Origin of the sequence: Nonomuraea sp. NPDC049152 (assembly GCF_040648355.1) — a bacterium.
GTDB lineage: Bacteria > Actinomycetota > Actinomycetes > Streptosporangiales > Streptosporangiaceae > Nonomuraea.
Map to the genome: position 1 here is coordinate 61,893 of NZ_JBEZDO010000005.1, position 24,607 is coordinate 86,499.

General features: G+C 70.1%; 33 protein-coding genes and 1 pseudogene. 19 read left to right on the plus strand and 15 right to left on the minus strand.

The window, feature by feature from the left end; translation table 11 throughout:
- Window positions 1-89: 89 nt before the first annotated feature.
- Entirely contained in the window at window positions 90-416 is a 327-nt protein-coding gene (locus AB0B45_RS11440) for a DUF742 domain-containing protein (RefSeq protein ID WP_358128518.1), read from the plus strand.
- A gap of 39 nt (window positions 417-455) precedes the next feature.
- Here AB0B45_RS11440 and AB0B45_RS11445 read toward each other — a convergent pair whose 3' ends face one another.
- From AB0B45_RS11445 to lpdA, 6 genes and pseudogenes are all read right to left on the minus strand, one after another.
- Window positions 456-848: a hypothetical protein gene (locus tag AB0B45_RS11445; RefSeq protein ID WP_358128520.1), complete on the minus strand. Its 393-nt coding sequence runs from the start codon at window positions 846-848 to the stop codon at window positions 456-458.
- 22 nt (window positions 849-870) lie between these two features.
- Window positions 871-1,125, minus strand: a pseudogene (locus AB0B45_RS11450) (GNAT family protein); the annotation flags it as partial.
- Window positions 1,126-1,168: 43 nt separating this feature from the next.
- Window positions 1,169-1,981, minus strand: coding sequence for a phosphotransferase (locus AB0B45_RS11455; RefSeq protein ID WP_358128522.1), 813 nt, complete (start codon window positions 1,979-1,981; stop codon window positions 1,169-1,171).
- 14 nt (window positions 1,982-1,995) lie between these two features.
- On the minus strand, window positions 1,996-2,517 hold the full coding sequence (locus tag AB0B45_RS11460) for a hypothetical protein (protein ID WP_358128525.1): 522 nt from the start codon (window positions 2,515-2,517) through the stop codon (window positions 1,996-1,998).
- Window positions 2,518-2,552: 35 nt separating this feature from the next.
- Entirely contained in the window at window positions 2,553-2,885 is a 333-nt protein-coding gene (locus AB0B45_RS11465) for an MmcQ/YjbR family DNA-binding protein (protein ID WP_358129415.1), read from the minus strand.
- 59 nt (window positions 2,886-2,944) lie between these two features.
- Window positions 2,945-4,324 (minus strand): dihydrolipoyl dehydrogenase, encoded by a 1,380-nt coding sequence (gene lpdA, locus AB0B45_RS11470; RefSeq protein ID WP_358128527.1) that lies wholly within the window; start codon window positions 4,322-4,324, stop codon window positions 2,945-2,947.
- Between the two features lie 74 nt (window positions 4,325-4,398).
- Between lpdA and AB0B45_RS11475 the strand changes: the two genes are divergently transcribed.
- Both AB0B45_RS11475 and AB0B45_RS11480 read left to right on the plus strand, forming a co-directional pair.
- Window positions 4,399-4,914, plus strand: coding sequence for a TetR/AcrR family transcriptional regulator (locus AB0B45_RS11475; RefSeq protein ID WP_358128530.1), 516 nt, complete (start codon window positions 4,399-4,401; stop codon window positions 4,912-4,914).
- A 79-nt stretch (window positions 4,915-4,993) separates the two neighbouring features.
- Window positions 4,994-5,221 (plus strand): DUF4267 domain-containing protein, encoded by a 228-nt coding sequence (locus AB0B45_RS11480; RefSeq protein ID WP_358128532.1) that lies wholly within the window; start codon window positions 4,994-4,996, stop codon window positions 5,219-5,221.
- 27 nt (window positions 5,222-5,248) lie between these two features.
- Here the strand turns inward: AB0B45_RS11480 and AB0B45_RS11485 are convergent, their stop codons facing one another.
- Window positions 5,249-5,608 (minus strand): hypothetical protein, encoded by a 360-nt coding sequence (locus AB0B45_RS11485; protein WP_358128534.1) that lies wholly within the window; start codon window positions 5,606-5,608, stop codon window positions 5,249-5,251.
- A gap of 170 nt (window positions 5,609-5,778) precedes the next feature.
- Here AB0B45_RS11485 and AB0B45_RS11490 point away from each other — a divergent pair, with 170 nt between their 5' ends.
- Genes AB0B45_RS11490 through AB0B45_RS11505 form a run of 4 tightly spaced genes read left to right on the plus strand, consistent with a single transcriptional unit; the run spans window position 5,779 to window position 9,530 of the window.
- Window positions 5,779-6,381, plus strand: coding sequence for a biotin transporter BioY (locus AB0B45_RS11490; protein ID WP_358128536.1), 603 nt, complete (start codon window positions 5,779-5,781; stop codon window positions 6,379-6,381).
- Between the two features lie 7 nt (window positions 6,382-6,388).
- Window positions 6,389-7,750: an AMP-binding protein gene (locus AB0B45_RS11495; RefSeq protein WP_358128539.1), complete on the plus strand. Its 1,362-nt coding sequence runs from the start codon at window positions 6,389-6,391 to the stop codon at window positions 7,748-7,750.
- Window position 7,751: 1 nt separating this feature from the next.
- The gene (locus AB0B45_RS11500) at window positions 7,752-8,855 is read left to right on the plus strand and encodes a thiolase family protein (RefSeq protein WP_358128542.1); all 1,104 of its coding nucleotides are present in this window, start codon (window positions 7,752-7,754) and stop codon (window positions 8,853-8,855) included.
- Window positions 8,856-9,530 carry an ABC transporter ATP-binding protein gene (locus tag AB0B45_RS11505; RefSeq protein WP_358128544.1) on the plus strand — a complete coding sequence of 225 codons (675 nt, stop codon included), beginning with the start codon at window positions 8,856-8,858 and terminating at the stop codon, window positions 9,528-9,530.
- Between the two features lie 40 nt (window positions 9,531-9,570).
- Here AB0B45_RS11505 and AB0B45_RS11510 read toward each other — a convergent pair whose 3' ends face one another.
- Window positions 9,571-10,764, minus strand: coding sequence for a transposase (locus tag AB0B45_RS11510; protein ID WP_358128547.1), 1,194 nt, complete (start codon window positions 10,762-10,764; stop codon window positions 9,571-9,573).
- A gap of 140 nt (window positions 10,765-10,904) precedes the next feature.
- Here AB0B45_RS11510 and AB0B45_RS11515 point away from each other — a divergent pair, with 140 nt between their 5' ends.
- Window positions 10,905-11,501: an energy-coupling factor transporter transmembrane protein EcfT gene (locus tag AB0B45_RS11515; protein WP_358128550.1), complete on the plus strand. Its 597-nt coding sequence runs from the start codon at window positions 10,905-10,907 to the stop codon at window positions 11,499-11,501.
- A 71-nt stretch (window positions 11,502-11,572) separates the two neighbouring features.
- The gene (locus AB0B45_RS11520; RefSeq protein ID WP_358128553.1) at window positions 11,573-12,304 is read left to right on the plus strand and encodes a hypothetical protein; all 732 of its coding nucleotides are present in this window, start codon (window positions 11,573-11,575) and stop codon (window positions 12,302-12,304) included.
- A 94-nt stretch (window positions 12,305-12,398) separates the two neighbouring features.
- Here AB0B45_RS11520 and AB0B45_RS11525 read toward each other — a convergent pair whose 3' ends face one another.
- On the minus strand, window positions 12,399-12,878 hold the full coding sequence (locus AB0B45_RS11525; protein ID WP_358128555.1) for a pyridoxamine 5'-phosphate oxidase family protein: 480 nt from the start codon (window positions 12,876-12,878) through the stop codon (window positions 12,399-12,401).
- The gene (locus AB0B45_RS11530) at window positions 12,875-14,260 is read right to left on the minus strand and encodes an MFS transporter (protein WP_358128557.1); all 1,386 of its coding nucleotides are present in this window, start codon (window positions 14,258-14,260) and stop codon (window positions 12,875-12,877) included. The genes AB0B45_RS11525 and AB0B45_RS11530 overlap by 4 nt, the downstream gene beginning before the upstream one ends.
- A gap of 121 nt (window positions 14,261-14,381) precedes the next feature.
- On the opposite strand from AB0B45_RS11530, the gene AB0B45_RS11535 reads away from it, so the two are divergent.
- The 8 genes from AB0B45_RS11535 (at window position 14,382) to AB0B45_RS11570 (ending at window position 19,384) form a co-directional block, all read left to right on the plus strand.
- Window positions 14,382-14,780 (plus strand): helix-turn-helix domain-containing protein, encoded by a 399-nt coding sequence (locus AB0B45_RS11535; RefSeq protein WP_358128560.1) that lies wholly within the window; start codon window positions 14,382-14,384, stop codon window positions 14,778-14,780.
- Window positions 14,781-14,818: 38 nt separating this feature from the next.
- Window positions 14,819-15,193, plus strand: coding sequence for a hypothetical protein (locus AB0B45_RS11540; protein WP_358128563.1), 375 nt, complete (start codon window positions 14,819-14,821; stop codon window positions 15,191-15,193).
- Window positions 15,194-15,349: 156 nt separating this feature from the next.
- Window positions 15,350-15,850, plus strand: a complete 501-nt coding sequence (locus AB0B45_RS11545; protein ID WP_358128566.1) for a hypothetical protein — start codon at window positions 15,350-15,352, stop codon at window positions 15,848-15,850.
- 13 nt (window positions 15,851-15,863) lie between these two features.
- Window positions 15,864-16,283, plus strand: coding sequence for a hypothetical protein (locus tag AB0B45_RS11550; protein WP_358128569.1), 420 nt, complete (start codon window positions 15,864-15,866; stop codon window positions 16,281-16,283).
- A 2-nt stretch (window positions 16,284-16,285) separates the two neighbouring features.
- A complete protein-coding gene (locus tag AB0B45_RS11555) occupies window positions 16,286-16,513 on the plus strand; it encodes a helix-turn-helix transcriptional regulator (protein WP_358128571.1) in 228 nt (75 codons plus the stop codon).
- 5 nt (window positions 16,514-16,518) lie between these two features.
- A complete protein-coding gene (locus tag AB0B45_RS11560) occupies window positions 16,519-17,487 on the plus strand; it encodes an NAD(P)-dependent alcohol dehydrogenase (RefSeq protein ID WP_358128574.1) in 969 nt (322 codons plus the stop codon).
- A gap of 110 nt (window positions 17,488-17,597) precedes the next feature.
- Window positions 17,598-18,737, plus strand: coding sequence for a histidine kinase (locus tag AB0B45_RS11565; RefSeq protein WP_358128577.1), 1,140 nt, complete (start codon window positions 17,598-17,600; stop codon window positions 18,735-18,737).
- The gene (locus tag AB0B45_RS11570; RefSeq protein WP_358128580.1) at window positions 18,734-19,384 is read left to right on the plus strand and encodes a response regulator transcription factor; all 651 of its coding nucleotides are present in this window, start codon (window positions 18,734-18,736) and stop codon (window positions 19,382-19,384) included. Before AB0B45_RS11565 ends, AB0B45_RS11570 begins: the two co-directional genes overlap by 4 nt.
- A 17-nt stretch (window positions 19,385-19,401) precedes the next feature.
- Here AB0B45_RS11570 and AB0B45_RS11575 read toward each other — a convergent pair whose 3' ends face one another.
- Window positions 19,402-20,139, minus strand: a complete 738-nt coding sequence (locus tag AB0B45_RS11575) for a DUF2306 domain-containing protein (RefSeq protein WP_358128583.1) — start codon at window positions 20,137-20,139, stop codon at window positions 19,402-19,404.
- A gap of 203 nt (window positions 20,140-20,342) precedes the next feature.
- Here AB0B45_RS11575 and AB0B45_RS11580 point away from each other — a divergent pair, with 203 nt between their 5' ends.
- The gene (locus tag AB0B45_RS11580) at window positions 20,343-21,329 is read left to right on the plus strand and encodes an NAD(P)-dependent alcohol dehydrogenase (protein ID WP_358128586.1); all 987 of its coding nucleotides are present in this window, start codon (window positions 20,343-20,345) and stop codon (window positions 21,327-21,329) included.
- 88 nt (window positions 21,330-21,417) lie between these two features.
- On the opposite strand, the gene AB0B45_RS11585 is transcribed toward AB0B45_RS11580, so the two are convergent.
- Window positions 21,418-22,422: an NAD(P)-dependent alcohol dehydrogenase gene (locus AB0B45_RS11585; protein ID WP_358128589.1), complete on the minus strand. Its 1,005-nt coding sequence runs from the start codon at window positions 22,420-22,422 to the stop codon at window positions 21,418-21,420.
- A 33-nt stretch (window positions 22,423-22,455) separates the two neighbouring features.
- Entirely contained in the window at window positions 22,456-22,851 is a 396-nt protein-coding gene (locus AB0B45_RS11590) for a nuclear transport factor 2 family protein (protein ID WP_358128592.1), read from the minus strand.
- A gap of 88 nt (window positions 22,852-22,939) precedes the next feature.
- Between AB0B45_RS11590 and AB0B45_RS11595 the strand changes: the two genes are divergently transcribed.
- Window positions 22,940-23,524 carry a TetR/AcrR family transcriptional regulator gene (locus AB0B45_RS11595; protein ID WP_358128595.1) on the plus strand — a complete coding sequence of 195 codons (585 nt, stop codon included), beginning with the start codon at window positions 22,940-22,942 and terminating at the stop codon, window positions 23,522-23,524.
- On the opposite strand, the gene AB0B45_RS11600 is transcribed toward AB0B45_RS11595, so the two are convergent.
- Entirely contained in the window at window positions 23,521-23,961 is a 441-nt protein-coding gene (locus AB0B45_RS11600; RefSeq protein ID WP_358128597.1) for a pyridoxamine 5'-phosphate oxidase family protein, read from the minus strand. The two genes, AB0B45_RS11595 and AB0B45_RS11600, sit on opposite strands and share 4 nt — an antisense overlap.
- A gap of 122 nt (window positions 23,962-24,083) precedes the next feature.
- On the minus strand, window positions 24,084-24,569 hold the full coding sequence (locus AB0B45_RS11605) for a MarR family transcriptional regulator (protein WP_358128600.1): 486 nt from the start codon (window positions 24,567-24,569) through the stop codon (window positions 24,084-24,086).
- Window positions 24,570-24,607 lie beyond the last annotated feature (38 nt).

The following is a 24,607-nucleotide window of genomic DNA, read 5'->3' on the forward strand; positions in this document are numbered from 1 at the left end:
GCCCCGCTTGTCGGCGGGGAAGCGCCCCGCCGATACTGTCTCCGACGGGTCAGAGGTTGCTACTGTTGGCCGCTCCCCGGAGGCGAGGAATGAGTGAAGACTGGTTAGTACGGCCGTACATGATGACGCGCGGCCGGACCCGCCCCATCGGCGAGGACTTCGACCTCATCGCCATCGTGGCCGCCACGGGCGTGCCCTCGCCCTCGGCGGGTCTCACCCCCGAATACCTCAAGGTGCTCGCCGCCTGCCGCCACCCCGTCTCGGTCGCCGAGGTGGCCTCCGCCACCGGGCTGTCGATCGGCGTGGTCCGCGTGCTGCTCGGCGACCTGCGCGAGCGCCAGCTGGTCACCGTACGGCAAGCCGCCGAGGACGTGGGCGTGCTGCGTGAAGTACTGCAGGGCCTCAGGTCTCTGTGATCCCGTCCGGCCCCTCCATGAGACGCGCGCCGCAGGCCCTCACGTCTCCGTGACCTCTTCCGCGATCTCCTCCATGAGCTGCTCGAGCAGCCACCTCGCGGGCGAGACGACCTCCCCCACCTGCTCGTCCAGCAGGGATAACGCCTCGTGGATGCTCTCCGCCCTCACGGTCGGCAGCTCGACCAGCGCCCGCTCCTCCACCATCGCCTCGCCGCTGACCTGGAAGAATGTCTCCGAGTGGGCGAAGGACACCGAGAAGCGCACCGCCCGCCCGTCCGGCAGGGAGAACAGCACGCCCGTCGTCCATCCACCCGGCTGGAACCAGGTCAGCGACTCGCGCCTGAGAAAGGGATGGCGCAGCTCGTCGAACGCGGCCGCCGCCCGGCTCATGGCCGCCAGCAGGCCGGCCGCCGCCCGGCTCTCGCTGTCCACAGCCTGAGGGTAGAGGAGCGGATCAGTCGGTGGCCAGCCGAGCGTGCCGTTCGACGTCGTGGCGAACCCCGTCGTAGACGAGCTTTCCGCGCTCCACGCCCTCGGGACGGAAGCCCGCGTTGATCGCGACCCGGCACGAGGCGGGGTTGTTCATCCGGTGCCCGAGCTCCAGCCGGTACAGGCCGCGCTCGGCGAACGCCCACTCCGCCAGCAGGCTCGTGGCCCGCGCGGCCACACCCCTGCCGCGGGCGCGGGCGGTGGTCCAGTAGGAGACCCAGCCGTTGTCGTGCCTGTCGTCGTACGTTGCCGGTGGGCGTCGTTCAACGGCTCGTCACCCTGGCCGCGGGCTCCGGTGATCGACGGATGGCGGTCCGCGCCTCCTGCCCGAGGGTGAGGCGGGCCGCCACGCCCTCCAAGCCGGACTCGACGCTGGACGGATCATCGGTGTCGAGGCCGTAGAGGACCTCGTGCCAGGGGCCCAGCCGGTGCCAGACGAGCGCGCGGTCGCGCTCCTGCTCGCTCACGCCGTACTCGTCGGCGACGGCGTCGGCGAAGGGGCGGGGCGTGCCGTACAGGATCCAGGACAGATCCAGCGCCCGGTCGCCCACGTGGGCATCGGAGAAGTCGATCACGCCGGTCAGCTCGCCGCCCTCGGCCAGCAGGTGCTCAGGGCCCAGGTCGCCATGGACCACGGTGTCGGCGGGCAGCTCGCCGACCCTGTCGAGCAGCGCGTGGGCGGGGGCGCGATCAGCGACCATGGGGACGACCACGTCACGGAGCCGTTCGACGAGGGCTTCGCGTTCCTCGGCGGCCCTGTCGGGCAGGCCGCGCTCGACCGCCTCAGCCACGTCCGCGCGGTGGAGCGCCCTGAGGAAGGCGCCGATCCTGCGGCCGTGGGCGGCGGTCAGCTCACCCACCGGGCCGCCGGGAACGGCCTCGTGCCTGACGACCAGCGGATCCGCGTCGACCACCCAGGGAACGGGAACCCTCATCGGGAGCTGCGGGGCCAGCCACGGCATCACCGTGGTCTCCATCATCAGCAGCTCGGCCACCTCGGGCCTGCGCGGCCGCCGCTCGATCCATCTGCCGTCGACCAGCGTCGCCACGCTGTCCCAGCCTTGCGTCAGATCCACGGCGTCGAAGTAGATCACACCGCCGCGGACCGCCGCCGCCCGATTTCCAGCGCTCGCCTGTGACCAGGGGGCCTCACCAGGATGCGGCGCGCTGTCGCGATGCCAGGCCGGTTGAATGTGAGCAGCATCCGGGGCGGACGCCCCCTGCTGCCGGCTGCCCAAGCAACGATCTTCGGAACGGAGTCAGCATGACAGTCCAGATCGTCTACGAGACCCATTCGCTCACCGATGACAACGAGAAGGGCATCGCGACCGGCTGGCTGCCCGGCAAGCTCTCCGAGCAGGGACGGCGACTCACTGTCTTGGCCGCCGAACGTGCCAAGCACATCGACGATCCCTTTCCCGGCGGGCAAAGCTACCGTCAGGTCCTCGAAGCCACCAACGACTTCCTGCACGATCTGGCGACTGACTGGGACGGCGGCCACGTCCTCGTGATCGCACACTCCGCCAACAAATGGGCGTTCGACTGCCTGCTGGCCGGAGCCTCGATCGAGGACCTGATCGACGCCCCCTTCGGATGGCAGGAAGGCTGGCACTACGTCCTCCCCACCGGCGGGCATGGCCTTCGCCGTCACACGGAGGTCAGCAGCCGCTTGGGCGCCGACAGCGACCAGGCCTCGAAGACCATCTCGGTCAGCTCGTCGGCCTCGATGCCGCCCAGCCGCACCACGACCCAGCCGAACCTGCCCGCGGTGAACTGGACCTCGAACACCTCGGGCCGCTCGGCCACCAGTGCGAGCTGCTCCTCCACGGTGGCCTTGAGCCCGACCGTCTCGGTCTCCTCCCACAGGTAGCCGAACCCCTTGCCCGCCACCTTGAAGCCGACATAGCCGGCGCTCTCGTGCTGCGACACCTCGGGCAGCCGCATGACGATCCGCAGGAACTCCTCGACGCTCACACCCATGTCCCCGATGTAACCAGACGGCACCGACAGTTCGGACGCGTCCCTCGCAGCCGGGAAACTCACATGTTGATCATGTGACCCGCGAGACCGTGGATCGCCTCCTTGACCGCCTCGCCCAGCGTCGGGTGGGCGTGGACGTTGCGCGCGACCTCGTGCACGGTCAGGTCCCACTGCTGGGCCAGGGTCAGCTCGGGCAGCAGCTCGGTGACCTCGGGACCGATCAGGTGGGCGCCGAGCAGCTCGCCGTGCGTGTCGTCGGCGACGATCTTCACGAAGCCCTGGGCGTCGCCGAGCCCGTGGGCCTTGCCGTTCGCGGTGAAGGGGAACTTGACGATCTTCACGTCGTAGCCCAGGTCGCGCGCCTGCGCCTCGGTGAAGCCGAAGCTGGCGATCTGCGGCTGGCAGTAGGTCGCGCGCGGGATCATCACGAAGTCGAGCTCCATGGTCTCCGCGCCGCCGATCGTCTCGGCCGCGATGACGCCCATGGACTCGGCGGCGTGCGCCAGCATCAGCTTGGCGGTCACGTCGCCGATGGCGAAGATGTGCGGCACGTTGGTACGGCCGCGCCCGTCGACCTCGATGGCGCCGCGGTCGGTGAGCTTCACGCCGGTGTTCTCCAGGCCGTAGCCCTCGACGCGCGGCTGGAAGCCGATCGCCTGCAGCACCTTGTCGGCCTCGAGCACCTGCTGCTGACCGTCCTTGGTGACCGTCACCTTCACGGAGGCGCCGGTGTCCTCGATACCGTCGACCCTGGTCGAGGTGAGCACGTCGATGCCGAGCTTGCGGTAGCGCTTGGCCAGTTCCTTCGACACCTCCTCGTCCTCCAGGGGCACCATCCGGTCGAGGAACTCCACGATCGTCACCTTGACGCCGTAGTTGTGCAGCACGTAGGCGAACTCGACGCCGATGGCGCCCGCGCCCGCGATGATGATGCTGCCGGGGAGCTCCTCGGTGAGGATCTGCTCCTCGTAGGTGACCACGCGGTCCGACAGGCTGGTGCCGGGGATGAGCTTGGTGGTGGTGCCCGCGGCGATGATGCAGTGGTCGAAGGTGATCGTCTCGCCGTTCACCTCGATGGAGTTGGCGTCCCGGAAGGTGCCGCGACCGTCGAACTCGGTGATCGCGTTCTTCTTCATCAGGAAGTGGACGCCCTTGACGCGGCCGTCGGCGACCTTGCGGCTGCGCTCGAAGGCGGCGCCGTAGTCGAAGGTCACCTCGCCGTTGATGCCGAAGGTCTTGGCTTCCTTGGTGAAGATGTGCGCCAGCTCCGCGTTGCGCAGCAGCGCCTTGGAGGGGATGCAGCCCACGTTCAGGCAGACGCCGCCCCAGTACTTCTCCTCGATGACGGCCGCGCGAAGGCCGAGTTGGGCGGCGCGGACGGCCGCCGTGTATCCCCCGGGGCCCGCGCCGAGGACGACAACGTCGAAGTGAGTGCTCATGACCCGGACACTATTGGACGGCGCTCGGTGCGCCGAACTTGACCCCGTTAGTGATTAGCCACTAACTTACTTTCATGGTCAGAATGAGCGCCGAGGAACGGCGCGAGAGCGTCATCCGCGCCGCGATCTCCGAGTTCGGGCGCGGCGGCTACCACGGCACCTCCACCGAGGCGATCGCCCGCCGCGTCGGGGTCAGCCAGCCATACCTCTTCCGGCTCTTCCCCGGCAAGCAGGCCATCTTCCTGGCCGCCGCCACCCGCTGCCTGTCGGAGACCCGCAGGATGCTGGAGGAGGCCATCGACCCCGACGACCCGCACATGTCGATGGCCGCCGCGTACAAGGAGCTCATCAAGGACCGCGACATGCTGTTCATGCAGATGCAGGTCTACGTGGCCGTCGCCGCGATGGAGGAGGAGTTCGGCACGGAGATCCGCAAGGTGTGGGAGGACTGGTGGGACTCCATGCACCTGCTGCTCGGCGCGGACGTGCACGAGACCACCTTCTTCATGTCGTACGGCATGCTGATCAACACGCTGGTGTCGCTCGGCTTCCCTCCCGACCACCGCGTCTGGTCCAATTTCGCCCCCTGACCGCCGCCCTTCCCCCATCCCACGGGAAGGCATATTCCCGCAAAACTTAGTGACCAATAACTAACAAAGGAGCACGGCCATGTCCCGTGTCGCCACCGCCCTCGCGGTGCGCGCCCTCGGCTTCACGATGCTCGCCATAGCCTTCATCCCCCTCGGCGACGCCGTCGTCGTCCTCAGCCAGCACGGGGTGCCCGCCCTGGCGTACCTCATGCACGGCGGCACCGCCGTGATCGTCGCCCTGACCGGCGCGCTCCTCCTGCGTACCTCCCGCCCCCAGCCCACGCCCGCCCAGCCGCGCAACGCCTGAGCTCCACGGGTTCCCACCGGGACTCCGTCACGGTTCCTCGGCCGGCTCGGTGTCCTCCTGGGAGGGCTTGAGCATCCGCCCGACGACGAAGCCCACCGCGACCGCTCCTACCGCGAAGAGCACGGGGCGCTTCCTGGCGAACTCCCCGACGTCCCGTGCGATCCCGGCGAATCCCCGCCGCTCCAGATAGTCGGCCGCCCGCTGTCCCACGTCCGCGATCTCCTGGACCGCCGCGTCCACCGGCGAGCCCGGCTCACCGCCGCCCGTCGTCGACGCCAGCTCGTCGGCCCACTGGCGGATCCCGCGCGCGGCCCTGTGCGCCTGGGAGTCCGCCTCCCTGCCGACGCGCTCCTTGAGGTACTCGACGACTCCGTTGGGCTCGGACATCACGACGACACCTCCAGACGACGGGGCCTGCTTCTACCCACGCCAGGGCAAACCACGCATGTCAGTGGGCCAGGTACCGTTGTCACGTCCTTGTAGCTCAGACGAACGCCAAGAATGTTGTGGGATCTCTCCATGCTTGAACCCAGACGTCCTGGTGTGGGATCAGACGCATGATGAATGAATCCCCCAGCCGCCGCAGGTTCCCGACCGGGGACCTCGCCAGGATCAGCGTGTTCGCCGCGCTGATCGCCGTCCTCGGTCTGCCGGGCGCGCTCAACGTCTTCGGCAACGCCGTCCCCATCACGCTGCAGACGTTCGGCGTGATGCTGGCCGGCGCGATCCTCGGTTCGTGGCGCGGCGCGCTCGCGGTCGCGGTGCTGGTCCTCCTGGTGGCGGCGGGTCTGCCGCTGCTGGCGGGCGGGCGCGGCGGGCTCGGCGTGTTCACCGGCCCGTCGGTGGGCTTCCTGCTCGGATGGATTCCAGGAGCGGCCCTCACCGGGTGGATCGTCGAGCGCGGTGGCAAGTCGCCCGGTATCTTCCGGCTGCTCGTCGCGTGCCTCGCGGGCGGCGTCGGCGTGATCTACCTGTTCGGCATCCCCGTCCAGGCCGCCGTCACCGGGCTGCCGCTCGGCAAGGCGGCACTGCTCAGCCTGGCGTTCGTGCCCGGCGACGTGGTCAAGGCGATCCTCGCGTCGGTCGTGACGCGCGGCACGCAGCGGGCCTACCCCGACGCGATCCCCGCCGTCCACCGCGAGCGGATCAAGGCCGGTTGAGCCGAGCATGCCCGTCGCCGCGCAGGTCCAGCGCCATGCCATCGAACGCCCTCACCAACTGGCGCTGTGCGGCCCCGAAGGTTCCCTCACCTACGCCGAACTCTGGCGGGAAGTGATCGCCCGGCCCCTTCCAGGCAAGGGGCTGGTCGCGATCACCCTGACCGACCCCGTCGACCAGCTCGTCGCCGTGCTCGCCGCCGACCTGGCGGGCGCCACGCCGCTGCTCTGCGAAGAGGACCAGCGCGCGAGGGTGGCGGCCACGGTCCCCGTCGACCTGCACGTCGACATACCCCTCCCGGCCGCGGCCCCCTTCGACCTGCACGTCGACGCATCCCTCCCGGCCACAGGCACCGCGGAGGCGTCGGCGGATCCCGCCGACGACGACCTGGCGTGGGCGTGCCTGACCTCGGGCAGCACCGGCAGGCCGCGCGCCGTGGTGCGCACCCGCGCGTCGTGGGCGGGCTCCTTCCCGCATCTCAGCGAGCTGACCGGCGTCGGCCCCGACGACGTCGTGCTGGTGCCCGGCCCGCTGGTCTCCTCCCTGTACGGCTTCGCCGCCGTCCACGCGCTGGCGACCGGCGCGACGGTCGTCGTCCCCGGACGCTGGTCGCCCGGCTCGCTGACCGTCCAACTCAGGCGGGCGACGGTCGTCCACGTGGTGCCGCACCGGCTGCCCGCCGTGCTCGACGTGCTGGAGGAGGTCGGCGGCCCGCTGCGCACCGCGATAGTGGGCGGCGCGGCCCTGCCTCCCCACGCGCGGGACGCGGCCGCGCGCGCCGGAGTCAGGATCGTGTCGTACTACGGCGCGACCGAGATGTCGTTCGTCGCCGTCGACGCCGACGGCACGGGACTGCGCCCCTTTCCCCAGGTCGAGATCCAGGTGCGCGAGGGCGAGGTGTGGGCGCGGTCGCCGTGGCTGGCCGAGGGCTACATGGCAGGGGCCAAGGGCCCGCTGAAGACCGACGGCGAGGGCTGGATGAGCGTCGGCGACCTCGCCGAGCCGTACGCGCCCGGGCAGCCGCTGCGGCTGCGCGGGCGCGGCGACGGCGCGATCCAGACCGGCGGCGCGACCGTGGTGCCCGAGGACGTCGAGGCCGTGTTGCGCGGTGTGCCGGGCGTCACGGACATCGTGGTCATCGGCTCGCCGCACCCCCAGCTCGGCTCGGTCGTGACCGCGGTGCTGGAGGGATCCCCTCCCCCGCGGGCGGCGCTCGAAGCGGTCGCGCGCGGCGGCCTCGACGCGGCACAGCGGCCGAGACGCTGGTACGCCGTGGGCGACCTGCCCCGCACCCCCACGGGCAAGCCCGCGCGCGGCCTGGTCGCCGCCCGGCTGGCCAGTGGCGATCCCGAGATCAGGCGGCTCGTCTGAGATGAGCGAACAGCCCGTCGTCGTGGCCGCCCGCCGTACCCCCATCGGCACCGCGGGGCACGCCTACAAGTCGTTGACGGCCGACCAGCTCGCCGCGCCCGTGATCGCGGCGGTGGCGCGGGAGGTCCCGCACCTCGCGGTCGACGACGTCGTGCTCGGCAACTGCATGGGTCCCGGCGGCAATCTCGCCCGCGTCTCGGCGCTCGCGGCGGGCCTGGGGCACGAGGTGCCGGGCGTCACCGTGGACCGCCAGTGCGGCAGCGGCCTGGCCGCGATCCTCCTGGCGGGGCAGGCCGTCCGCGCGGGAGAGGCGGGCCTGGTCGTCGCCGGTGGCGTGGAGAGCGCGTCGACCGCGCCGCTGCGGACCATGCGCGGCGCCGCCGAGCCGTACCAGAGGGCGCCCTTCGCGCCCGAGGGCCACCCCGATCCCGACATGGGGCCCGCCGCGGAGGCCCTCGCGGCCGCGCGCGGGGTGTCGAGGGAGCGCCAGGACGACTACGCCCGACGTAGCCACGCCAGAGCCGTCGCCGCCCGCTTCGACCACGAGCTCGTCGAGATCGACGGCAGGCTCGCCGACCAGCGGCCCCGCGTCCTGCGCGAGGAGACGCTCGCGCGGCTGCCCGCCGCCTTCGTCCCCGGAGGCACGGTTACCGCGGGCAACTCCTCGCCCATCAGCGACGGCGCGGCCGCCGTCGCCGTCGTGCCCGAGCGGCTGCGCGCGGGGATGCCGGGGCTGCGGCTGAAGGCGGGCGCGGTCGTCGGCTGCGACCCTTCGCTGCCCGGCTGGGGTCCTGTGCCGGCCGTACGGCGGGTGCTGAGCCGTACCGGAGTGACCATGGAGGACATCGCCGCGGTGGAGATCGTGGAGGCGTTCGCCGCGCAGGTCCTCGCGGTGACCGACGCTTTGGAGGCCGACATGGACCGCGTCTGCTCCGAAGGCGGCGCGCTCGCCCTCGGCCACCCGTGGGGCGCGACCGGCGCGGTGGTGGTGACCAGGCTGTTCACCAGGCTCGTGCGTTCGGGCGCGCCCTCGGGGACCCTGGGACTGGCGACCGCAGCGGTCGGCGGCGGCATGGGCGTCGCGGCCCTGTTCGAGGTGGTGTGAATGATCGAGTTCACCGGCGTCAACGTCACGCTCGGCGAGCGCGAGGTGCTGTCGGACCTGACGCTGGCGCTGCCCGAGCGCAGGATCGGCGTCGTCGGCGCGAACGGCTCGGGCAAGAGCACGCTCGCCCGCCTGATCAACGGCCTGGCCCTGCCGACCTCGGGCGAGGTCACCGTCCTCGGCCTCGACACGCGCCACCACGGTTCCCGCATCAGGCGCGACGTGGGGTTCCTGTTCACCGACCCCGACGCGCAGATCGTGATGCCGACCGTCGCCGAGGACGTCGCGTTCTCGCTGCGCCGCAAGGGCCTGTCCCGCGCCGAGGTCGAGGAGCGGGTGCGCGAGGTCCTGACCAGGTACGGCCTGGCCGACCACGCCGATCACCCCGCCCACCAGCTGTCCGGCGGGCAGAAGCAGCTGCTGGCGCTGTGCGCGGTCCTGGTGCTCGAACCACAGATCCTGATCATGGACGAGCCGACCACGCTGCTCGACCTGCGCCACTCCCGCCTGGTCGCCGACCTGCTGCGCGTCCTCCCCCAGCAGGTCGTCGTCGTCACCCACGACCTCGGCCTGCTCGACTCCTTCGACCGCGTCATCGTCCTCGACCAGGGCCGCGTCGTCGCCGACTCGACACCCCAGGCGGCGGTCGACCACTACCGGAAGCTCATGTCTTGACATCCTCCCCCTCGTGAACGAGGAGGATTCCAACCCGTTCCTACGCTGGAAGGAGGACAGGTTGAGGTTCGCGGTTCATCCGCCCCGGCAACCCGGAGCGTCCCCGCGCAGCCACCGCATGCCCTGCGGCGGTATCTCGGACGTTGCGTGCCGCGTTCACGTCGGCGTTGGCCCGATGCCCGCAGGCCACGCACAGGAAGAGGGCTTGGCTCTCGCGACTCTCCCTGGCGAGGTGCTTGCAGGCGTTGCAGGTCTGCGACGTGTAACGCGGGTTGATCTTTTGGACGCGATCGGCAGCCTTGTGCTCCAGCCGCTGCACGAGCCGACCCCATCCAGCGGCGAGGATCCCCCGGTTCAGGCCCGCCTTCTGCCGGACGTTCCTGCCCGGCGCTTCGATGGTGCCCTTCGCCGACCGCGTCATGTTGCCGATGGTGAGGTCTTCGACGGCGATCACATCGAACCGTCGCGCGAGATCGGTGCTGGTCTTCTCCACCCAATCCTTGCGCCGGTCGCTCTCGCGCGCCTTCAGGCGCGCGATGGCGGCCTTGATCTTGCCGCGCCGGTTGGAGCCGCGCTTGGCGCGGGCCAGCTTGCGCAGCAGCCGCACCAGCCGCCTCTTTTCGCTCTCCCGCAGGCCGGGCGCGTGCAGCAGCTCGCCCGTGGACAGTGCCGCGCTGACGCTCACGCCACGGTCGACTCCCACCACCTCGCCCGTGCCCGGTCCGGCGATCGGCTCGGGGATGGCGGCGAAGGCGACATGCCATCGTCCCGCTCGGTCGCGGGTGACCCGGTAGGACTTCACCCCGTCGGGTACGGCACGCGACCAGCGCAACCGCACCCACCCCACCTTGGGGATCTTCACCTCGCCCACCTGCCGCGAGACGCGGCGCACATCGCCCGCCTTGACCGCGACAATTCGAAACCCTTCGTGCCGTCCGGCCTTGCGCCAGCTCGGCCGCCGGTGCGTCCCGGCGAAGAAGTTGGCCATGGCCTGGGCGAAGTCACGCAACGCCTGCTGCTGGACGGTCACCGATCCCGCGGCCAGCCAAGGGTTGGCCGCTCGCGCCTCGGTCAGCTGGCGGCACTGTTCGGCAAAGCCCGGCGCGCCCTTGCGGCCCGGCTTCCAATGCGCGTGCTGCTCGACGGCGAGGTTCCACACATACCGGGCGTGCCCGCAATGCTCGGCCAACGCCTGCTCTTGGGCGGGCGTTGGCTGAAGGCGGTAGCGGGACACGCCGATCAACCTAGCGGGAAGGACCGACAAATCTTGATGCGCGCTTCGCGCTCAGGGCTGTCCTGGCTTCGCCGGGCCACCCCTTGCAGGGTCCGGATTCCTCCCGGCCCTGAAGAGCCGAGCTTCCTCCAGAGGTTCCGGTGATCGGGTTCTACGTGCCGGGCGACTCGCTTCTGCACCGGCTGCCCGCGGGCGCGAAGCTGCTCGGCCTGGCACTGCTGTGCACGACGCTGCTCCTGCTGGGGGCGCCCGTGGCGCTCGGCGCGTTCACGACGCTGGTCGTGCTGCTGTACGCCGTCTCAGGGGTGGGCCCCGCCGCGGCGTGGGCGCAGGTCAAGCCGGTGCGCTGGTTCGCGGCGGTGCTGTTCGTGATGCAGTTCGTGCTGGTGGACCTCTACGGGGCGGTCTCCTCCACCTTGCGGATCGTCCTCGCCGTGGCCCTGGCGGGGCTGGTCACGCTCACCACCAGGTTCGCGGACATGATGGCCTTCATGGAGCGCTGCTTCGGCCCGCTGCGCTCCCTCGGGATCGACCCGTTCCGCGTCTCGCTGCTGCTGTCGCTGACCGTGCGCAGCGTCCCCGTCATCGCGGAGCTCGCCACCAGGGTGCGAGAGGCGCAGCGGGCGCGCGGCGTCTCGTGGAGCATGCGGGCCTTCGCCGTCCCGCTGGTGGTCAGCGCCCTGCGGCACGCGGACGCCCTGGGCGAGGCCCTGAGCGCCCGCGGCCTGGACGACTAGTACCAGGACTACCCCACACTCTCGCCTCAGCGCCCATGTGCCCCTCTGCCTGCGCCGATTCAATGGCAGACATGACGATCAACCACCCCGCACCCCGTCCGACACTCCCCGGTCCCTGGGTCGAGGGTGTCGGCCTCCTGCTCGGTCCGCTGCTGCTCATCGCCGGCGTGCTGGCGCGGCTCGGCGAGAGCGACTTCTTCCCCGGCCAGCTCGCCGCCTACGCCGCCGCCCCTGGCCGGATGATCCTGTCCTACAGCCTGTTCGCCGCGGGAGTCGTGCTGCTGTGGCCCGCTGTGACCTCCCTGGCGCGCGGGATCGGCCTGTCCCACCCCGGCTGGGCCCGCTGGGGCGCCACCCTGGTGATCCTCGGACTGTTCGGGCGCGTCTTCCACGCCGGCGTCAGCCACCTGGCCTTCCAGCTCGTCGACGTCCTCGGGCTGCCCGCCGCCCAGAAGGCGGTCGAGACCACCTACGGCGCCTTCCACGTCTTCAAGGCCGTCAACCTCTTCATCATGACCGGCTGGATCGTGCTGGCCGTCGGCGCCTTCCGCGCCAAGGCGTTCGGCGCGGGCCCGGTGGGCATCGTCCGCTGCCTCGCCCTCGCCCTGGCGGCCGGGCTGCCGCTCGGCGTGCTCAAGGGCAGCAGCGACCCGATCTCCCTCGTCGCCCTCCTCGGCCTGGCCGTCGCGCTGATCCCCCTCGGCGTCACCGTCCTCAAGCAGGCGCCCGCCCCCAGGTGGTGGGCCGTCGCCCTGACCGTCGCCCTGGTTCCCGTCGCCTTCGTCCTCGGCGTCTCCGGCTGACCTCCGAGGATCCTGGCGACGTCCCCCGAAGAACCCCGGCCCGCATCCCGCACGCGCACGGGGTTCGGTCCGGCTGGACGGGGTGCCGTCCGCGCTAGGCGAGCGCGGGGCTCTTCCGCCAGATCCTGCTGCGCAGGTCCCTGCCGCGGATGACCTGGATGCGGTACGGCTCCAGCCGCAGGACGTGCAGCTTCGGGTCGGACGGCGAGCGCCAGAAGTTCCCCAGGTCGTAGCCCGCCCCTCTCGGGCTGGTCCTGCGGTACAGGTCCCACACGCGACGCCTGGTGTCCAGATCGTCGACCCACTCGGCGACCGCGTCGATGGCCACGGAGTCGTTGCCGCGCGACCAGTAGGAGAAGCTCGTGTTCGGGTTCCCCGCCAGGTGGGCGGCCTTGACGGGCGTCTTGTAGGTGGCCAGCCAGCCGAGTGGCTGACCGTCGGCGTTCTCCCAGATGGGGATGAGCACGCGGGTGCGCGGCCTGTTGGCGGCGTCGACCGTGACCATGGTGGAGTACACGATCGAGCCGACGAAGGCGTTGAACTCCTGCTCGATGTCGGCGAAGGCGGTGGTCATCGGGTGCTTCCCTTCCTGAGTCCGAAGGCGCTGACCGCGGCGGCCAGCCCTGCCGCGACGAGCGGCACGACGAGGGCGGACCTGTAGCTTTCGGCGAGGTCCTGCGAGGTGACGATGACCGCGGTGGTGGCGGCCAGGCCGAGCGCGGCCCCGAACTGGAACGAGGTGTAGAGCAGGCCGCCGGCGAGCCCCTGCTCGCTCTCGTCGATGCCGTCGGTGGCGACGATCGTCAGCGGGCCGTAGGCGAGCGCGAACGCGACACCGAGAATGATCATCGTGGGGAACATGGCGGCGTAGGTCCAGTCCATGCCGACGGGCAGGAACAGCGCGTACGACAGTGCGGCTAGCAGCAGGCCGTACAGGATGACCTTGGCGTTGCCGAAGCGGTTGACCAGCCTGGGTGTCAGCGTCGGCGCGAGGATGGCGTCGGCGCCGATGGCCAGCATGGCCAGGCTCGTCTCGAGCGAGGTCCAGCCGCGCAGCTCCTGCAGGTAGAGCACGGCGACGAACTGGAAGCCGAAGAACCCGGCCGAGAACAGCAGCCCGGCGAGGTTGGCGCGCAGCAGCGGTCCCGAGCGGAGGATGCCGAGCCGTACGAGAGGATGAGGCGACCTGCGCTCGATCACGATGAAGGCCGCGAACAGCGCCAGCCCCGCGGCGATCGTGGCCGCTGTCACGCCGGGACCCACGTGGGTCGCCCGCTCGATGCCGACGACCAGCAGCATGATCGCGCCGGTGACCGTGACCGCGCCCGCCAGATCGACCCGCTGCCCCTTCGGCCGCCGCTGGTCGGCCTTCGGGATCAACGGCACCGCCGCCACCAGGATGACGAGCGCCAGGACGGCAGGCGCGAACAGCACCCACCGCCAGTCGGCCTCGGCGAGCAGGCCACCGAGCACCAGCCCGAGCGAGAACCCGCCGGCCGCGGTGCCCGAGTAGACCAGAAGCGCCTGGTTGCGCTGCCTGCCCTCCTCGAAGCTGGTCGTGATGATCGACAGGCCGGCCGGCGTCATGACCGCCGCCGCGACCCCCGCCACGAAGCGGGCGGCGATGAGCATCCACCCCTCGACGGCCATGCCGCCCACCGCGGAGACCACGAGGAAGACCGCGAGCCACCACAGGAACATCCTGCGCCGCCCGAACAGGTCGGCGGCCCTGCCGCCCAGCAGCATGAACCCGCCGTAGCCGAGCACGTAGGCGCTCATCACCCACTGCAGCTCGCCGGTGGTCAGGCCGAGATCGGTCCTGATCGCGGGCAGGGCGACGTTGAGCATGGCGACGTTGATGCCTTCGAGGAAGATCGCGCCACACAGGACGAAGAGCATGCCCCACGCGCGCGGCGTCATCCGCTCGAGCGGAGGCGATTGAACGATGGCAGACACGGCGAATCCTTAGGTATCGAAAGGTATGTCGGTTCCTTCTTGTAACCGAGAGCATCATGCGTCACCATGGGGAACCATGGAAGACGGCACTTCAAAGGCACCGAGTTACTGCTGCGGAACCATGGATGACGAGGTCATCCAGTGGGACACGCGGGCTGACTGCGAGGTCCGTCAGATCCTCGACCGCATCGCCGACAAGTGGTCGCTGCTCGTGATCGCCCTTCTTGAGCGCCGCACCATGCGCTTCACCGAGCTCCGCCGCGAGATCGACGGCGTGAGCCAGCGCATGCTGACGGTGACGCTGCGACAGCTCGAACGCGACGGGCTCGTCCAGCGGACGGTCCACCCCGTGGTGCCGCCGCGCGTCGACTACGCCCTGACCCCGCTCGGCGCGACGTTGCACGAGGCGATCAAGACACTGGTCGTCTGGACCGAGGAGCACCAGAACCACATCGCGGTCGCACGGTCCGCCTACGACGCCAGGGTCGCCGCCGAGGAGCGGCCGCTCGGCGTCTCCTAGATCAAATCTGTCGTAGGTGATCGCTACTGTGGCTCGCCATGAGCCAAGAGACCGTGATCGCGACCTGGCGGCAGCTCCTGCACCCCGCCAAGTCCTGGGTGCTGTTCGCCAACGGCACCTGCGTGATCCTGATGGAGCCCGCCGGCGACCTCGCCGAGCAGGCGAAGGAGCTGCTGAGCGAGTACGGCCCCGCGCGGGCCGGCACGCCCGCGGGTGACTTCACCACGATCGACCTCGACGACGCGCCGGGGTGGGCCGTGACGGGCCACCACCCCGACATCCTCACCTACGTCGCGGAGGACGAGCTCGACGCCCGTGACGACCTGACCGTCGGGCTGTTCGGGCGGGGCAAGCGCGACCAGGACGGGCACGAGCTGACAATCGTCCACGTCGAGGACAAACGCGCCTCCTGAAGCCCCTCTCGGAGCGGTCTCCTCATCGCCTCCACAACTCGTGCACGTCGGCCGCGTGGTCCTCGACCACCCGGCTGTCCTCGTCGAACACCATCGTCGGCCTGGTCGCCTCGGACCAGGCGGGCCATCCTGGGGCTCGCCGAGCGACAGCCGCGGATGCAGCGCCTGGTACCCCTTGAGCACGCCGCTGCGCACCCGCAGCTTCAGCAGCGCCAGGCGCACCACGAACGGCTTGAGCCGCGCGGCCAGACCGGTCGGCACGAACCAGAGCCGATACTCCTCGCTGGTCTGCCAGAAGATCACCGGCTTGCCCGGGTCGAGGTCGAGCCCGGTCAGCAGCTCGCCGTCCAGCACGGGGCCGAACCCAGGCCCGCCCATCAGCGAGCCCTTGCGCGCCACCGCCACCTGCGCGTCGAGCACCGCTCGGGGTCGACGGCGGCGAAGGCGGCGGCCGTGGCCGGCACGCCGAGTCGTTTGGCGATCATCGCGGTGGTCTTCCTGGCGGCCTCGACGGTGCCCGCCGCGGGCGGTCCGCTCTGCACGATCACCCGGCTGAACAGCCCGGCGGCGGCCGCCGCTCGACCTTCAACGGTGATGTTAAGAATCGTTGACGTGATGTATGCGTTGCTTTACATTCGTCATGTCAGCTTTCTTTGACATTGGGGCATGCATGTCAGCCGAAGAGAAACGTGTCTGGATCTACGCCGTCATCGCGATCGGCGTGCCCGCGGTCTACTTCACGATCATCCTCAGGCAGGTTCCGACCACGGACGTCACACAGATCGCCTACGTGTGGCCGCTCCTCACGGCCATCGGCATCGCGATAGCCGTGAACGTCGTCGCGAGCATCGTGACCGCGATCGCCTCCCCCAAGGAGGCGAACCTGAAAGACGAGCGAGACACCGACATCCACCTGTACGGCCAGCGCGCCGAGTACTACGTCCTCGTCATCGGCGCCGTGGCGGCGTTGGGCCTGACACTGGCGAGTTTCGAGCACTTCTGGATCGCCAACGCGCTCTACCTGACCTTCGTCCTTTCAGCACTCACCTCGTCGATCGTGAAGATCGTCGCCTACCGCCGGGGCTTCTAGCGATGGTCAAGCCCACCAAGGTCACGAACGTGATCCGAGCTCTCCGGTTCGCGCACGGCGAGATGACACAGGCGGACCTGGCGGATCGCATCGGAGTGACCCGCCAGACCGTCATCGCCATCGAGCAGGGCCGTTACTCGCCTTCGCTGGAGATGGCCTTCCGGATCGCCCGGGTGTTCGACGCCCCCCTCGACGAGGTCTTCCAGTACCCCGACACCGAAGAAGCGTGATGGCGATGAAAGCCATGGTCCGAGAGACCTACTGTTCCCCTGACCTGCTGCGACTCGCCGACATCGACCAGCCGGACGTCGGGGACGACGACGTGCTCGTCCGTGTGCGCGCGGCCGGCGTCGACCAGGGCGTCTGGCACCTCGTCACCGGCCTGCCGTACCTCAGCCGGCTCTCCGGCGGACTGCGCAAACCGAGGGCCCGCGTTCCCGGCCAGGACGTCGCGGGCCGCGTCGAGGCCGTCGGCAGGAACGTGACCCGGTTCCGGCCCGGCGACGAGGTGTACGGCACCTGCGACGGCTCCTTCGCCGAATACGCGTGCGCCCGGGAGGACAGACTCGCCCCCAAACCGGCCAACCTCACCTTCGAGCAGGCGGCGGCAGTCCCGGCCTCCGCTCTCGCCGCCCTCCAAGCCCTTCGCGACCGGGGCTCGGTCCAGGCAGGCCAGAAGGTCCTGATCACCGGCGCGGGCGGCGGAGTGGGAACCTACGCCGTCCAGCTGGCCAAGGCGTTCGGCGCGAACGTCACCGGCGTGTGCGGCACAACGAAAACGGACCTGGTCCGCTCGCTCGGCGCCGACGACGTCGTCGACTACACCCGCGAGGACTTCACCGAAGGGACGCGCCGGTACGACCTCATCCTCGACGCCGCGGGCCATCGTTCGCTGTCACGCCTCCGGCGCGCCCTCACCCGCACGGGAACGCTCGTCATCATCGGCAGCGAAGGAGGAGGGCGGTGGCTGCAAGGCACCGATCGCCAGCTCCGCTCGCTCCTGCTGTCGCCGTTCGTACGCCAGAGGCTGCGCGCTCTCCTCTCGACGCCACGTCAAGAAGACCTTCGGACCCTGACGGAACTCATCGAGACGGGCAGGATCACGCCGGCCGTCGACCGGACGTACTCACTGGACCAGCTCCCCGAAGCCGTCCGCCACCTGAGAAACGGCCACGCGGCCGGCAAGGTCGTCATCACCCTATGAGTCCCATCCCCGAACCGAGGACCCTGTACGGGTGGGCAGAAAGTAGGCACGTCGGCGAAATGTCCCGTCGCGTACCTCGAGCTCGGCACGGGCTCTCGTACCATGATTTGGTGCACGGCCTCATTCGCTCCATATGGAACGAGCCACGTCCCCCCGGCCCGCCGCTGCGGGTGTGGCGGGACTGGGCGCTCGTGGGGGTGCTCGTGCCGATCGCGGTGCTCGAAGGAGTCCTGCGGCCGGATCTTCCGTGGCGGGCCATCGCGACGATCGTCACTGTCGGGCTGGTGCCCACGCTGTTGTGGCGCAGGAGCAGACCGCTGCTGATGCTCGCGATCGTCTTCGGCACCACGAGCCTGGCCCCGCTGCTGACGGGCGGCGACCCGGTAGAGACGTACACGATGGTGTATCTGCTGTTCTTGGTGTACGCGCTGTTCCGGTGGGGGTCCGGACGCGAGGCCGCGATCGGCTTGACGATCATGCTCGTCTCGGTCTGTCTCTCGATCGGCTTCGACCGCCTCGTCCTCGCCGACGCGGTCGCCGCATTCGCCGTCATGTTCTCGGCCATCGCCATGGGCGTGGCGCTCCGGTACCGGGCCAGGGCGAGGGCGCGCGAGCTCGACCAGGTCAAGCTGCTCGAACGTGAACAGCTGGCCCGTGACCTGCACGACAGCGTCGCTCACCACGTCTCGGCGATGGCGATCCGCGCGCAGGCGGGCCTGGCGACCTCGGCCTCACGACCGGAGGCGGCGACGGAGGCGCTCCGCGTGATCGAGGCCGAGGCGGCGCGAGCCCTCGACGAGATGCGCACCATGGTCGGCGTCCTGCGCCAGAACCAAGCGGCGGACCTGGCTCCCGGCCGGCGCGTCTCCGATCTCGAACAGCTGGCGAGCCGAGGCCCCTCGGGCCCGTGCGTCGACGTGGAGATCGCGGGTGACCTCGACGACCTCCCCCCGTCGGTCGGGGCCGCGATCTACCGCCTCGCCCAGGAGGCGGTCACCAACGCCCGGCGACATGCGCGTCACGCCACCCGCATCGAGGTCCGCGTCGCCGCCGACGACACGTCGGTGCACCTGCGCGTGAGCGACGACGGCGACAGCGGCCCCATCCGCCAGACCGGCTCTCCGGGATACGGGCTCATCGGCATGATCGAGCGCGCCGACCTGCTCGGCGGCACCTGCGTGGCCGGTCCCGACCCCGATCGAGGCTGGACGGTGACCGCCGTACTGCCTCGAACCCGGCCGGCGACATGAGCATCCGGGTGATCGTCGCCGACGACCAGGAGATCGTCCGCACCGGGCTCACCATGATCCTCGGCGCTCAGCCGGACATCGAGGTCGTCGGTGAGGCCGCCGACGGGCGGCGAGCCGTCGAGCTCGCGCGGCGCCTACGCCCCGACGTGTGCCTGTTCGACATTCGCATGCCCGGCCTCGACGGCATCGAAGCCACCCGTTGCCTCGCGGGGCCGACCGTCGACGACCCCCTCGCCGTCGTCGTCATCACCACGTTCGACCTCGACGAGTACGTCTACGCCGCCCTGAGAGCCGGTGCCCGGGGTTTTCTGCTCAAGAACGCCGGCGCCGAGCTGCTCTCCCAGGCCGTCCACGCCGCCGCCAACGGCGACGCGCTCATCGCCCCGAGCATCACCGCACGACTGCTCGGCACCTTCGCCCGCAGCGGGCCCGCTTCACCGCCTGCGCACCCCATCGAGACGCTCACGGACCGGGAAGAACAGATCCTGGCCACCGTGGCACGCGGGCGAACCAACAGCGAGATCGCCGACGAGCTTCACATCTCTCTCAGCACCGTCAAGTCCCACATCGCGAGCCTGATGGCCAAGCTCTGCGCCCGCAACCGCGTCGAGATCGCCATGTGGGCCTACCAGACCAACCGCGTCTAGAGCCGCGCCGACACCCTTCACCGCCCCGTGGCAGTGGCGTCGGTACGGCCTGGCGAAGGGACGCGCCGGATGGGCGCCGACCGCCTACGGATGATCCATTCGACCACGGCGAGGTTGATCACCCATCCGGCGCCCATGAGCAGCGCTCGGGGGAACTCGCCGGGCGTGCCGATGATCAGGAACCAGGGCAGATGGGTCAGCGCCTGCGTGCCCGCGCCCAGGCCGATCGCGTAACCGCGCATCATCCAGGCTTGGTGCCCGGCGATGTCCCGCCTCCGGATCGCGGCGAGGCCGAGGACAAGGGACAGAACCATGGCCGCGCCGAACACGAGCCGGAAGCAGGTGACAAGATCTCCATCACCCTCGGGGCGGGGGTAGAACAGGGTCATCCACAGACCCGTCAGCGCCGCGACGAGTCCAGAGGGGACCAGGAGTCGTCCGGCGACGCGGTGCCAGCCGGGCCTCCGGCGGCGGAACCCGGGAGCGAACTGGAAGGCCCCCAGCAGGCTGTACAGACTGACGCTCATGATGTGCAGCACCACGGGCAGCGGCGCGGCGAAGAACCGCGCGTTCTCCGGGGTGATCGCCGCGCCGCCGAGCAGACCGGTCATGCGGACGGCACCGGCGGCCACGGGAACGGCGCTGAGTGCGAGCAGCGCGGCGGGCACGAGCCACCCCGCCCTCGCGGAGGAGGGTCTGGCAGGAGTCCGCGCTTCGCTCCGGTCGTCCGTCAGCTTCGTGCTCTCGTCTGTCATGACCCGATCGTGACGGCTGAGGCGATCGCGGCTCATCGACAGAAAGGCCCGACCTGAGGTGGCCGATCGTCCGTCAATCAGGCGTACTTTCGGCCGATGAGCCCTCTGTGCAGGTCTTCTACGGTCATGTCATGCCCCGCCGTCGATCTGTGAGTGCGGCGGTCCCCGGGGGACCCGCACCCGCGGTGAATGAGGAGAATGTGATGAAGGCGTTCGTCCTGCGCTCGTTCGGCTCGCCCGACGTACTGGATCTCACCGACGTCGGCAAGCCCGTGCCTCGCGACGACGAGGTGCTGGTCCGGGTACGCGCCACCTCCGTCCAACCGTACGACTGGCACTTCATGAGAGGGGAGCCGTACATCGCGCGCCTGATGGGCGGCGGCCTCGGGCTGCGCAAGCCGAAGATCGGCATCCTGGGCGCCGACATGGCCGGGCAGGTCGAGGCGGTCGGCAAGGACGTCACGGAGTTCCGCCCCGGCGACGAGGTGTTCGCGATGCCCAAGCAGGGCGGCTTCGCCGAGTACATGTGCGTCGGGGAAGGCGAACTGGCGCCGAAACCGAAGAACCTGTCGTTCGAGCAGGCGGCGGCGGTGCCGATGGCGGCCAACACCGCCCTGCTGGGCCTGCGCGACCAGGGACGCGTCCGGCCTGGGCAGAAGGTTCTCGTCAACGGAGCCTCAGGAGGCGTGGGCACGTTCGCCGTGCAGATCGCCAAGGCGTTCGGCGCGGAGGTCATCGGCGTCTGCAGCACCCGGAACGTCGACCTGGTCCGATCGATCGGCGCGGACGAGGTCATCGACTACACCGAACAGGACTTCACCAGGAACGGACAGCGCTACGACCTCCTGCTGGACGTCGCGGGAAGCCACTCGGGACCGGCATGCCGGCGGGCGTTGACCCCCAAGGGGACCTACGTCGGCGTCGGCGGGCCGGCCGGCCGATGGCTGCAACCCGCTGGTCGCATGTTCGCGACGCTCGCGGTGTCACCGTTCGTGTCCAAGAGAATGGTCATGGCGGACGTGGTCCGATGCACCGAGAACAAGCGGAACCTGGTGACGCTGACCGAGTTCATCGAGGACGGGAAGATCACTCCGGTCATCGACCGGAGTTACCCCTTCGAGGAGATCCCGGCGGCCATCAGATACCAGGAAGAGGGGCACGCCCAGGGAAAGGTCGTCATCGTGGTCTGACGCCGAACCCGCCGCGTGCACGACGGTCGGCGTCTCCGCCCACGTCGGGCCCATGGGGCAGCGCCTTTCCCCGAACCGGCCGAGCGGTTCACACGGCGATGACGACCTTGCCGAATGCCTGGCCCGACGCGTAGTAGCGGTAGGCGGCGGGTGCGTCGTCGAAGGCGAAGACCCTGTCGATGACCGGGCGCAGCCGATGGGTGTCGATCGCGTCGTTCATCGCGAGGAACTGGGCGCGGCTGCCGACCGCGACGGCCCGGACGGTGGCCCCGGAGGCGAACAGCGTTCGGGGGTCGAGCGGCGGGACGGTTTCGGAGAGGAAGCCCACGCAGGCGACATGCCCTGCTATCGCCACCGCCCTGAGCGACTGCTCCAGCAGACCGGCGACATCGATGACGCGGTCGGCCCCTCGACCGCCGGTCAGCTCGACGACCTTGCCGGGCCAGTCAGGGTCGGCCCGGTAGTCGAGGACGTGGTCGGCGCCGAGTTCGGTCAGCCGTGCGGCCTTCGCAGGACTGCTCGTGGTGGCGATGACCCGGGCTCCGAGCGCTTTGGCGAACTGCAGGGCGAACAGCGAAACGCCGCCTGACCCTTGGACGACCAGGGTGTGGCCCGGTTGCAGGCCGACGCCGTCTCCGGTCAGGGCGTTCCAGGCGGTGACCGCGGCGCACGGGAGTGTCGCGGCCTCCTGGTAGGTGAGGTGACCGGGAATCGGGACGAGCGCGCGCTCGTCGACCAACGCGAGCTCGGTGAGCATGCCATCCAGCGAGCCGCCCAGCTGCGGCAGATGCTCGACTCCGAACGGGCCGTCCTGCCAGCTGGGGAAGAGGGTGGCCGTGACGCGGTCACCGACGCGTGCCGTACTCACGCCAGGCCCGACGGCGACGACGTCGCCGGCGCCGTCCGAGACCGGGACCACATCGGGTTTCACCGGCAGCACGTAGTCGCCGCGCAGAACCATCAGCTCGCGGAAGCTCAGCGAGGTGGCCCGTACGGCGATCAGGACCTGCCCGGGGCCTGGAACCGGCTCCTCGTGCTTCCTGATCGCCAGACCTTCCAGCCCGGCACCGCTGTCCAGGTGATAGCTACGCATGAACGGGGTTCCTTCTCTCTCGACGTACGGCGATCAGCCGTTGAGGCCGGTCTCGACGGCCAGCGGCACACCGGCCGTCTTGCTGAACCCGAGGGCCTCGATGATCAGGCCGTCACGCACGTGCATGACGTTCACGCCACTCACCCAGTCGGCGGGGCCGTCGCCGAAGCGGTACCGCCAGCGGATCGTCGCCCGCTCGCCGGCGACGATGACCTCCTGGGGCTCGAACTGGGTGGTGCGGTCCTCGGCGAGCGCCCCCCACCACGCCAAGCAGGCCTCGCGACCCACGACCCGCTCGCCGCTGGGGGCGGGCTGGACCGCCTCCATCACGCAGTCCTCGCCGACGAGATCGGTGAGCACGCCGGCGTCGTGGTGGATGAAGGCGTGGTTGAAGCGGTCGATGACTTCGGACGTCGTGCGGACAGACATGGGTTCTCCTCAGTAGATAGACCGATCGGTCTCCCCAAACCATATAGACCGGTTGATCTACTCGTCAACTGGTGGCAAGCTGGAGCCCGTGAGTACACGCACCGCTCCGGGGCCACGCGAACGCCTGCTGAAGGCCGCCAAGCACCTGACCTACAGCCATGGCATGGGCATCGGCGTCGACGCCGTCCTGAAAGAGGCGAATGTCGCCAGACGTTCGCTGTATGAGCACTTCGGTGGCAAGGACGGGCTGCTCGCCGAAGTCCTGCGCCTGAGCACCGCCGAGGACGAAGCCCGCTACCGGCGGACCATGGACGCCGCCGGGCAGGACCCCCGCGACCGCCTCCTGGCCGTCTTCGACGAACTCGCCAGGGTCATCGACACACCGGACTTCCGCGGCTGCCGTTACCTGGCCGCCGATCTCGCTTTGACCGACCCCGCCCATCCTGGACACGCCATCACGCGTGACTACCGCGACCACGTCCACCAGCTGCTCGAACACGAGCTGGTCGCGCTCGGACACCCTCAGCCGGGACTGGCGGCCGGCCAACTCCTCCTGCTCATCGACGGCATACTCGCGGCCGGAGCCACCCGACCGGAAACCCACCCCGCGGCCGCCGCCCGCGAACTCGCCGAACACATCCTCGACACGCAAGCGCGCTTCACCCGGCGCTAGCCGCTGAACTCCTTGCTGAAGTCGTAGGTCCGCCAGCGCTCGGGCCGCACGCGGACGGTGACCATCGTCCGCACGAAGTCCTTGATGTCGTCGAAGAACCGCTCGCCCGCCTCGGCGCCGAGGTAGCGAATCGACCACTTGCGGTACTCGTCCACATCGGTCGGCTCATAACCCACAACAGTGCCTTCAACAGAGACGTACTTGTACGGCATCGCCTCCTGTTGCGCCGTGAATCCGATCTGGCCCGCTTCGCGGATCAGAGCCATCTTCACGCTGTCAGGGCTCGTGGCGAACGTGATCTCACCACCGGGCTCGTAGCCGTACCAGATGGGCACCGCCATGGGCGGCCGCCCGTCGGAACCCGCCACGCTCAGCACCCCGATGTGCGTCTCGGCCAGGAAGCTCTCCCGCTCGGCCGTGGTCATCCTCGTCGACATGATCTGCTCCTCAGGTCCGGGTTCGTGCCTTCACCCTGCCCGGGGCCGCTGATGGTCGACTGACGGTTCGCTGGGGGTAGACGTCGGCACCCTCATAGGCGCGAAAGGGCCGCACACCTGGCTTACGTGGTCCGAGCTGCGCCCGTGCCCGACTTGCGGTCACCCGGAAGGGGGAGAGCGGCGAGCGCGTCGACCAGAGGCGCCAGTTCCGGCAGCTCCTCACCCTGTCGCAGGGCGCCGGCCAGCGACTCGTCGTGGGTCGGCCGCGCCCGTTCCAACGCTGCCCGGCCGTCGGTGGTGAGCTCGGTGTAGATGCCTCGGCGATCGTCGGGGCACAGGTACCGCTGCAGCAGCCCGCGCTGTTCGAGCCGGGTCACCAGCCGGGTGGTGGCCGACCGGCTCAGCACCACGGCCCTGGCCAGCTGATTCATCCGCAGGTAAAAGCCGTCCTGCCGGGACAGCACGTCGAGCACGCTGTACTCGCTCACCGACAGGTCGTGCTCGCGCTGCAGCGCCCGTTCGAGCGCGTCCTCGATCCTCGCGTACAGCGCGGCCAGAGTGCGCCAACCCTGCGCGCGGGCCTCGGCGGCGTCGTCATCGATCTCCACGGGCACCACACCTCCTTGCGAACAACTGCTTGCATGCG

What these genes read in the sequence shown, in the direction of transcription:
- AB0B45_RS11520 (WP_358128553.1), top strand. Translation starts at nt 11,573, where the DNA reads ATGACGATCAACCACCCCGCACCCCGTCCGACACTCCCCGGTCCCTGG.
- AB0B45_RS11550 (WP_358128569.1), top strand. Translation starts at nt 15,864, where the DNA reads ATGTCAGCCGAAGAGAAACGTGTCTGGATCTACGCCGTCATCGCGATC.
- AB0B45_RS11485 (WP_358128534.1), bottom strand. Translation starts at nt 5,608, where the DNA reads ATGTCCGAGCCCAACGGAGTCGTCGAGTACCTCAAGGAGCGCGTCGGC.
- AB0B45_RS11560 (WP_358128574.1), top strand. Translation starts at nt 16,519, where the DNA reads ATGAAAGCCATGGTCCGAGAGACCTACTGTTCCCCTGACCTGCTGCGA.
- AB0B45_RS11495 (WP_358128539.1), top strand. Translation starts at nt 6,389, where the DNA reads ATGCCCGTCGCCGCGCAGGTCCAGCGCCATGCCATCGAACGCCCTCAC.
- lpdA (WP_358128527.1), bottom strand. Translation starts at nt 4,324, where the DNA reads ATGAGCACTCACTTCGACGTTGTCGTCCTCGGCGCGGGCCCCGGGGGA.
- AB0B45_RS11545 (WP_358128566.1), top strand. Translation starts at nt 15,350, where the DNA reads ATGCAGCGCCTGGTACCCCTTGAGCACGCCGCTGCGCACCCGCAGCTT.
- AB0B45_RS11535 (WP_358128560.1), top strand. Translation starts at nt 14,382, where the DNA reads ATGGATGACGAGGTCATCCAGTGGGACACGCGGGCTGACTGCGAGGTC.
- AB0B45_RS11580 (WP_358128586.1), top strand. Translation starts at nt 20,343, where the DNA reads ATGAAGGCGTTCGTCCTGCGCTCGTTCGGCTCGCCCGACGTACTGGAT.
- AB0B45_RS11505 (WP_358128544.1), top strand. Translation starts at nt 8,856, where the DNA reads ATGATCGAGTTCACCGGCGTCAACGTCACGCTCGGCGAGCGCGAGGTG.
- AB0B45_RS11480 (WP_358128532.1), top strand. Translation starts at nt 4,994, where the DNA reads ATGTCCCGTGTCGCCACCGCCCTCGCGGTGCGCGCCCTCGGCTTCACG.
- AB0B45_RS11475 (WP_358128530.1), top strand. Translation starts at nt 4,399, where the DNA reads ATGGTCAGAATGAGCGCCGAGGAACGGCGCGAGAGCGTCATCCGCGCC.
- AB0B45_RS11590 (WP_358128592.1), bottom strand. Translation starts at nt 22,851, where the DNA reads ATGTCTGTCCGCACGACGTCCGAAGTCATCGACCGCTTCAACCACGCC.
- AB0B45_RS11575 (WP_358128583.1), bottom strand. Translation starts at nt 20,139, where the DNA reads ATGACAGACGAGAGCACGAAGCTGACGGACGACCGGAGCGAAGCGCGG.
- AB0B45_RS11500 (WP_358128542.1), top strand. Translation starts at nt 7,752, where the DNA reads ATGAGCGAACAGCCCGTCGTCGTGGCCGCCCGCCGTACCCCCATCGGC.
- AB0B45_RS11600 (WP_358128597.1), bottom strand. Translation starts at nt 23,961, where the DNA reads ATGTCGACGAGGATGACCACGGCCGAGCGGGAGAGCTTCCTGGCCGAG.
- AB0B45_RS11555 (WP_358128571.1), top strand. Translation starts at nt 16,286, where the DNA reads ATGGTCAAGCCCACCAAGGTCACGAACGTGATCCGAGCTCTCCGGTTC.
- AB0B45_RS11585 (WP_358128589.1), bottom strand. Translation starts at nt 22,422, where the DNA reads ATGCGTAGCTATCACCTGGACAGCGGTGCCGGGCTGGAAGGTCTGGCG.
- AB0B45_RS11440 (WP_358128518.1), top strand. Translation starts at nt 90, where the DNA reads ATGAGTGAAGACTGGTTAGTACGGCCGTACATGATGACGCGCGGCCGG.
- AB0B45_RS11570 (WP_358128580.1), top strand. Translation starts at nt 18,734, where the DNA reads ATGAGCATCCGGGTGATCGTCGCCGACGACCAGGAGATCGTCCGCACC.
- AB0B45_RS11525 (WP_358128555.1), bottom strand. Translation starts at nt 12,878, where the DNA reads ATGACCACCGCCTTCGCCGACATCGAGCAGGAGTTCAACGCCTTCGTC.
- AB0B45_RS11465 (WP_358129415.1), bottom strand. Translation starts at nt 2,885, where the DNA reads ATGGGTGTGAGCGTCGAGGAGTTCCTGCGGATCGTCATGCGGCTGCCC.
- AB0B45_RS11540 (WP_358128563.1), top strand. Translation starts at nt 14,819, where the DNA reads ATGAGCCAAGAGACCGTGATCGCGACCTGGCGGCAGCTCCTGCACCCC.
- AB0B45_RS11490 (WP_358128536.1), top strand. Translation starts at nt 5,779, where the DNA reads ATGATGAATGAATCCCCCAGCCGCCGCAGGTTCCCGACCGGGGACCTC.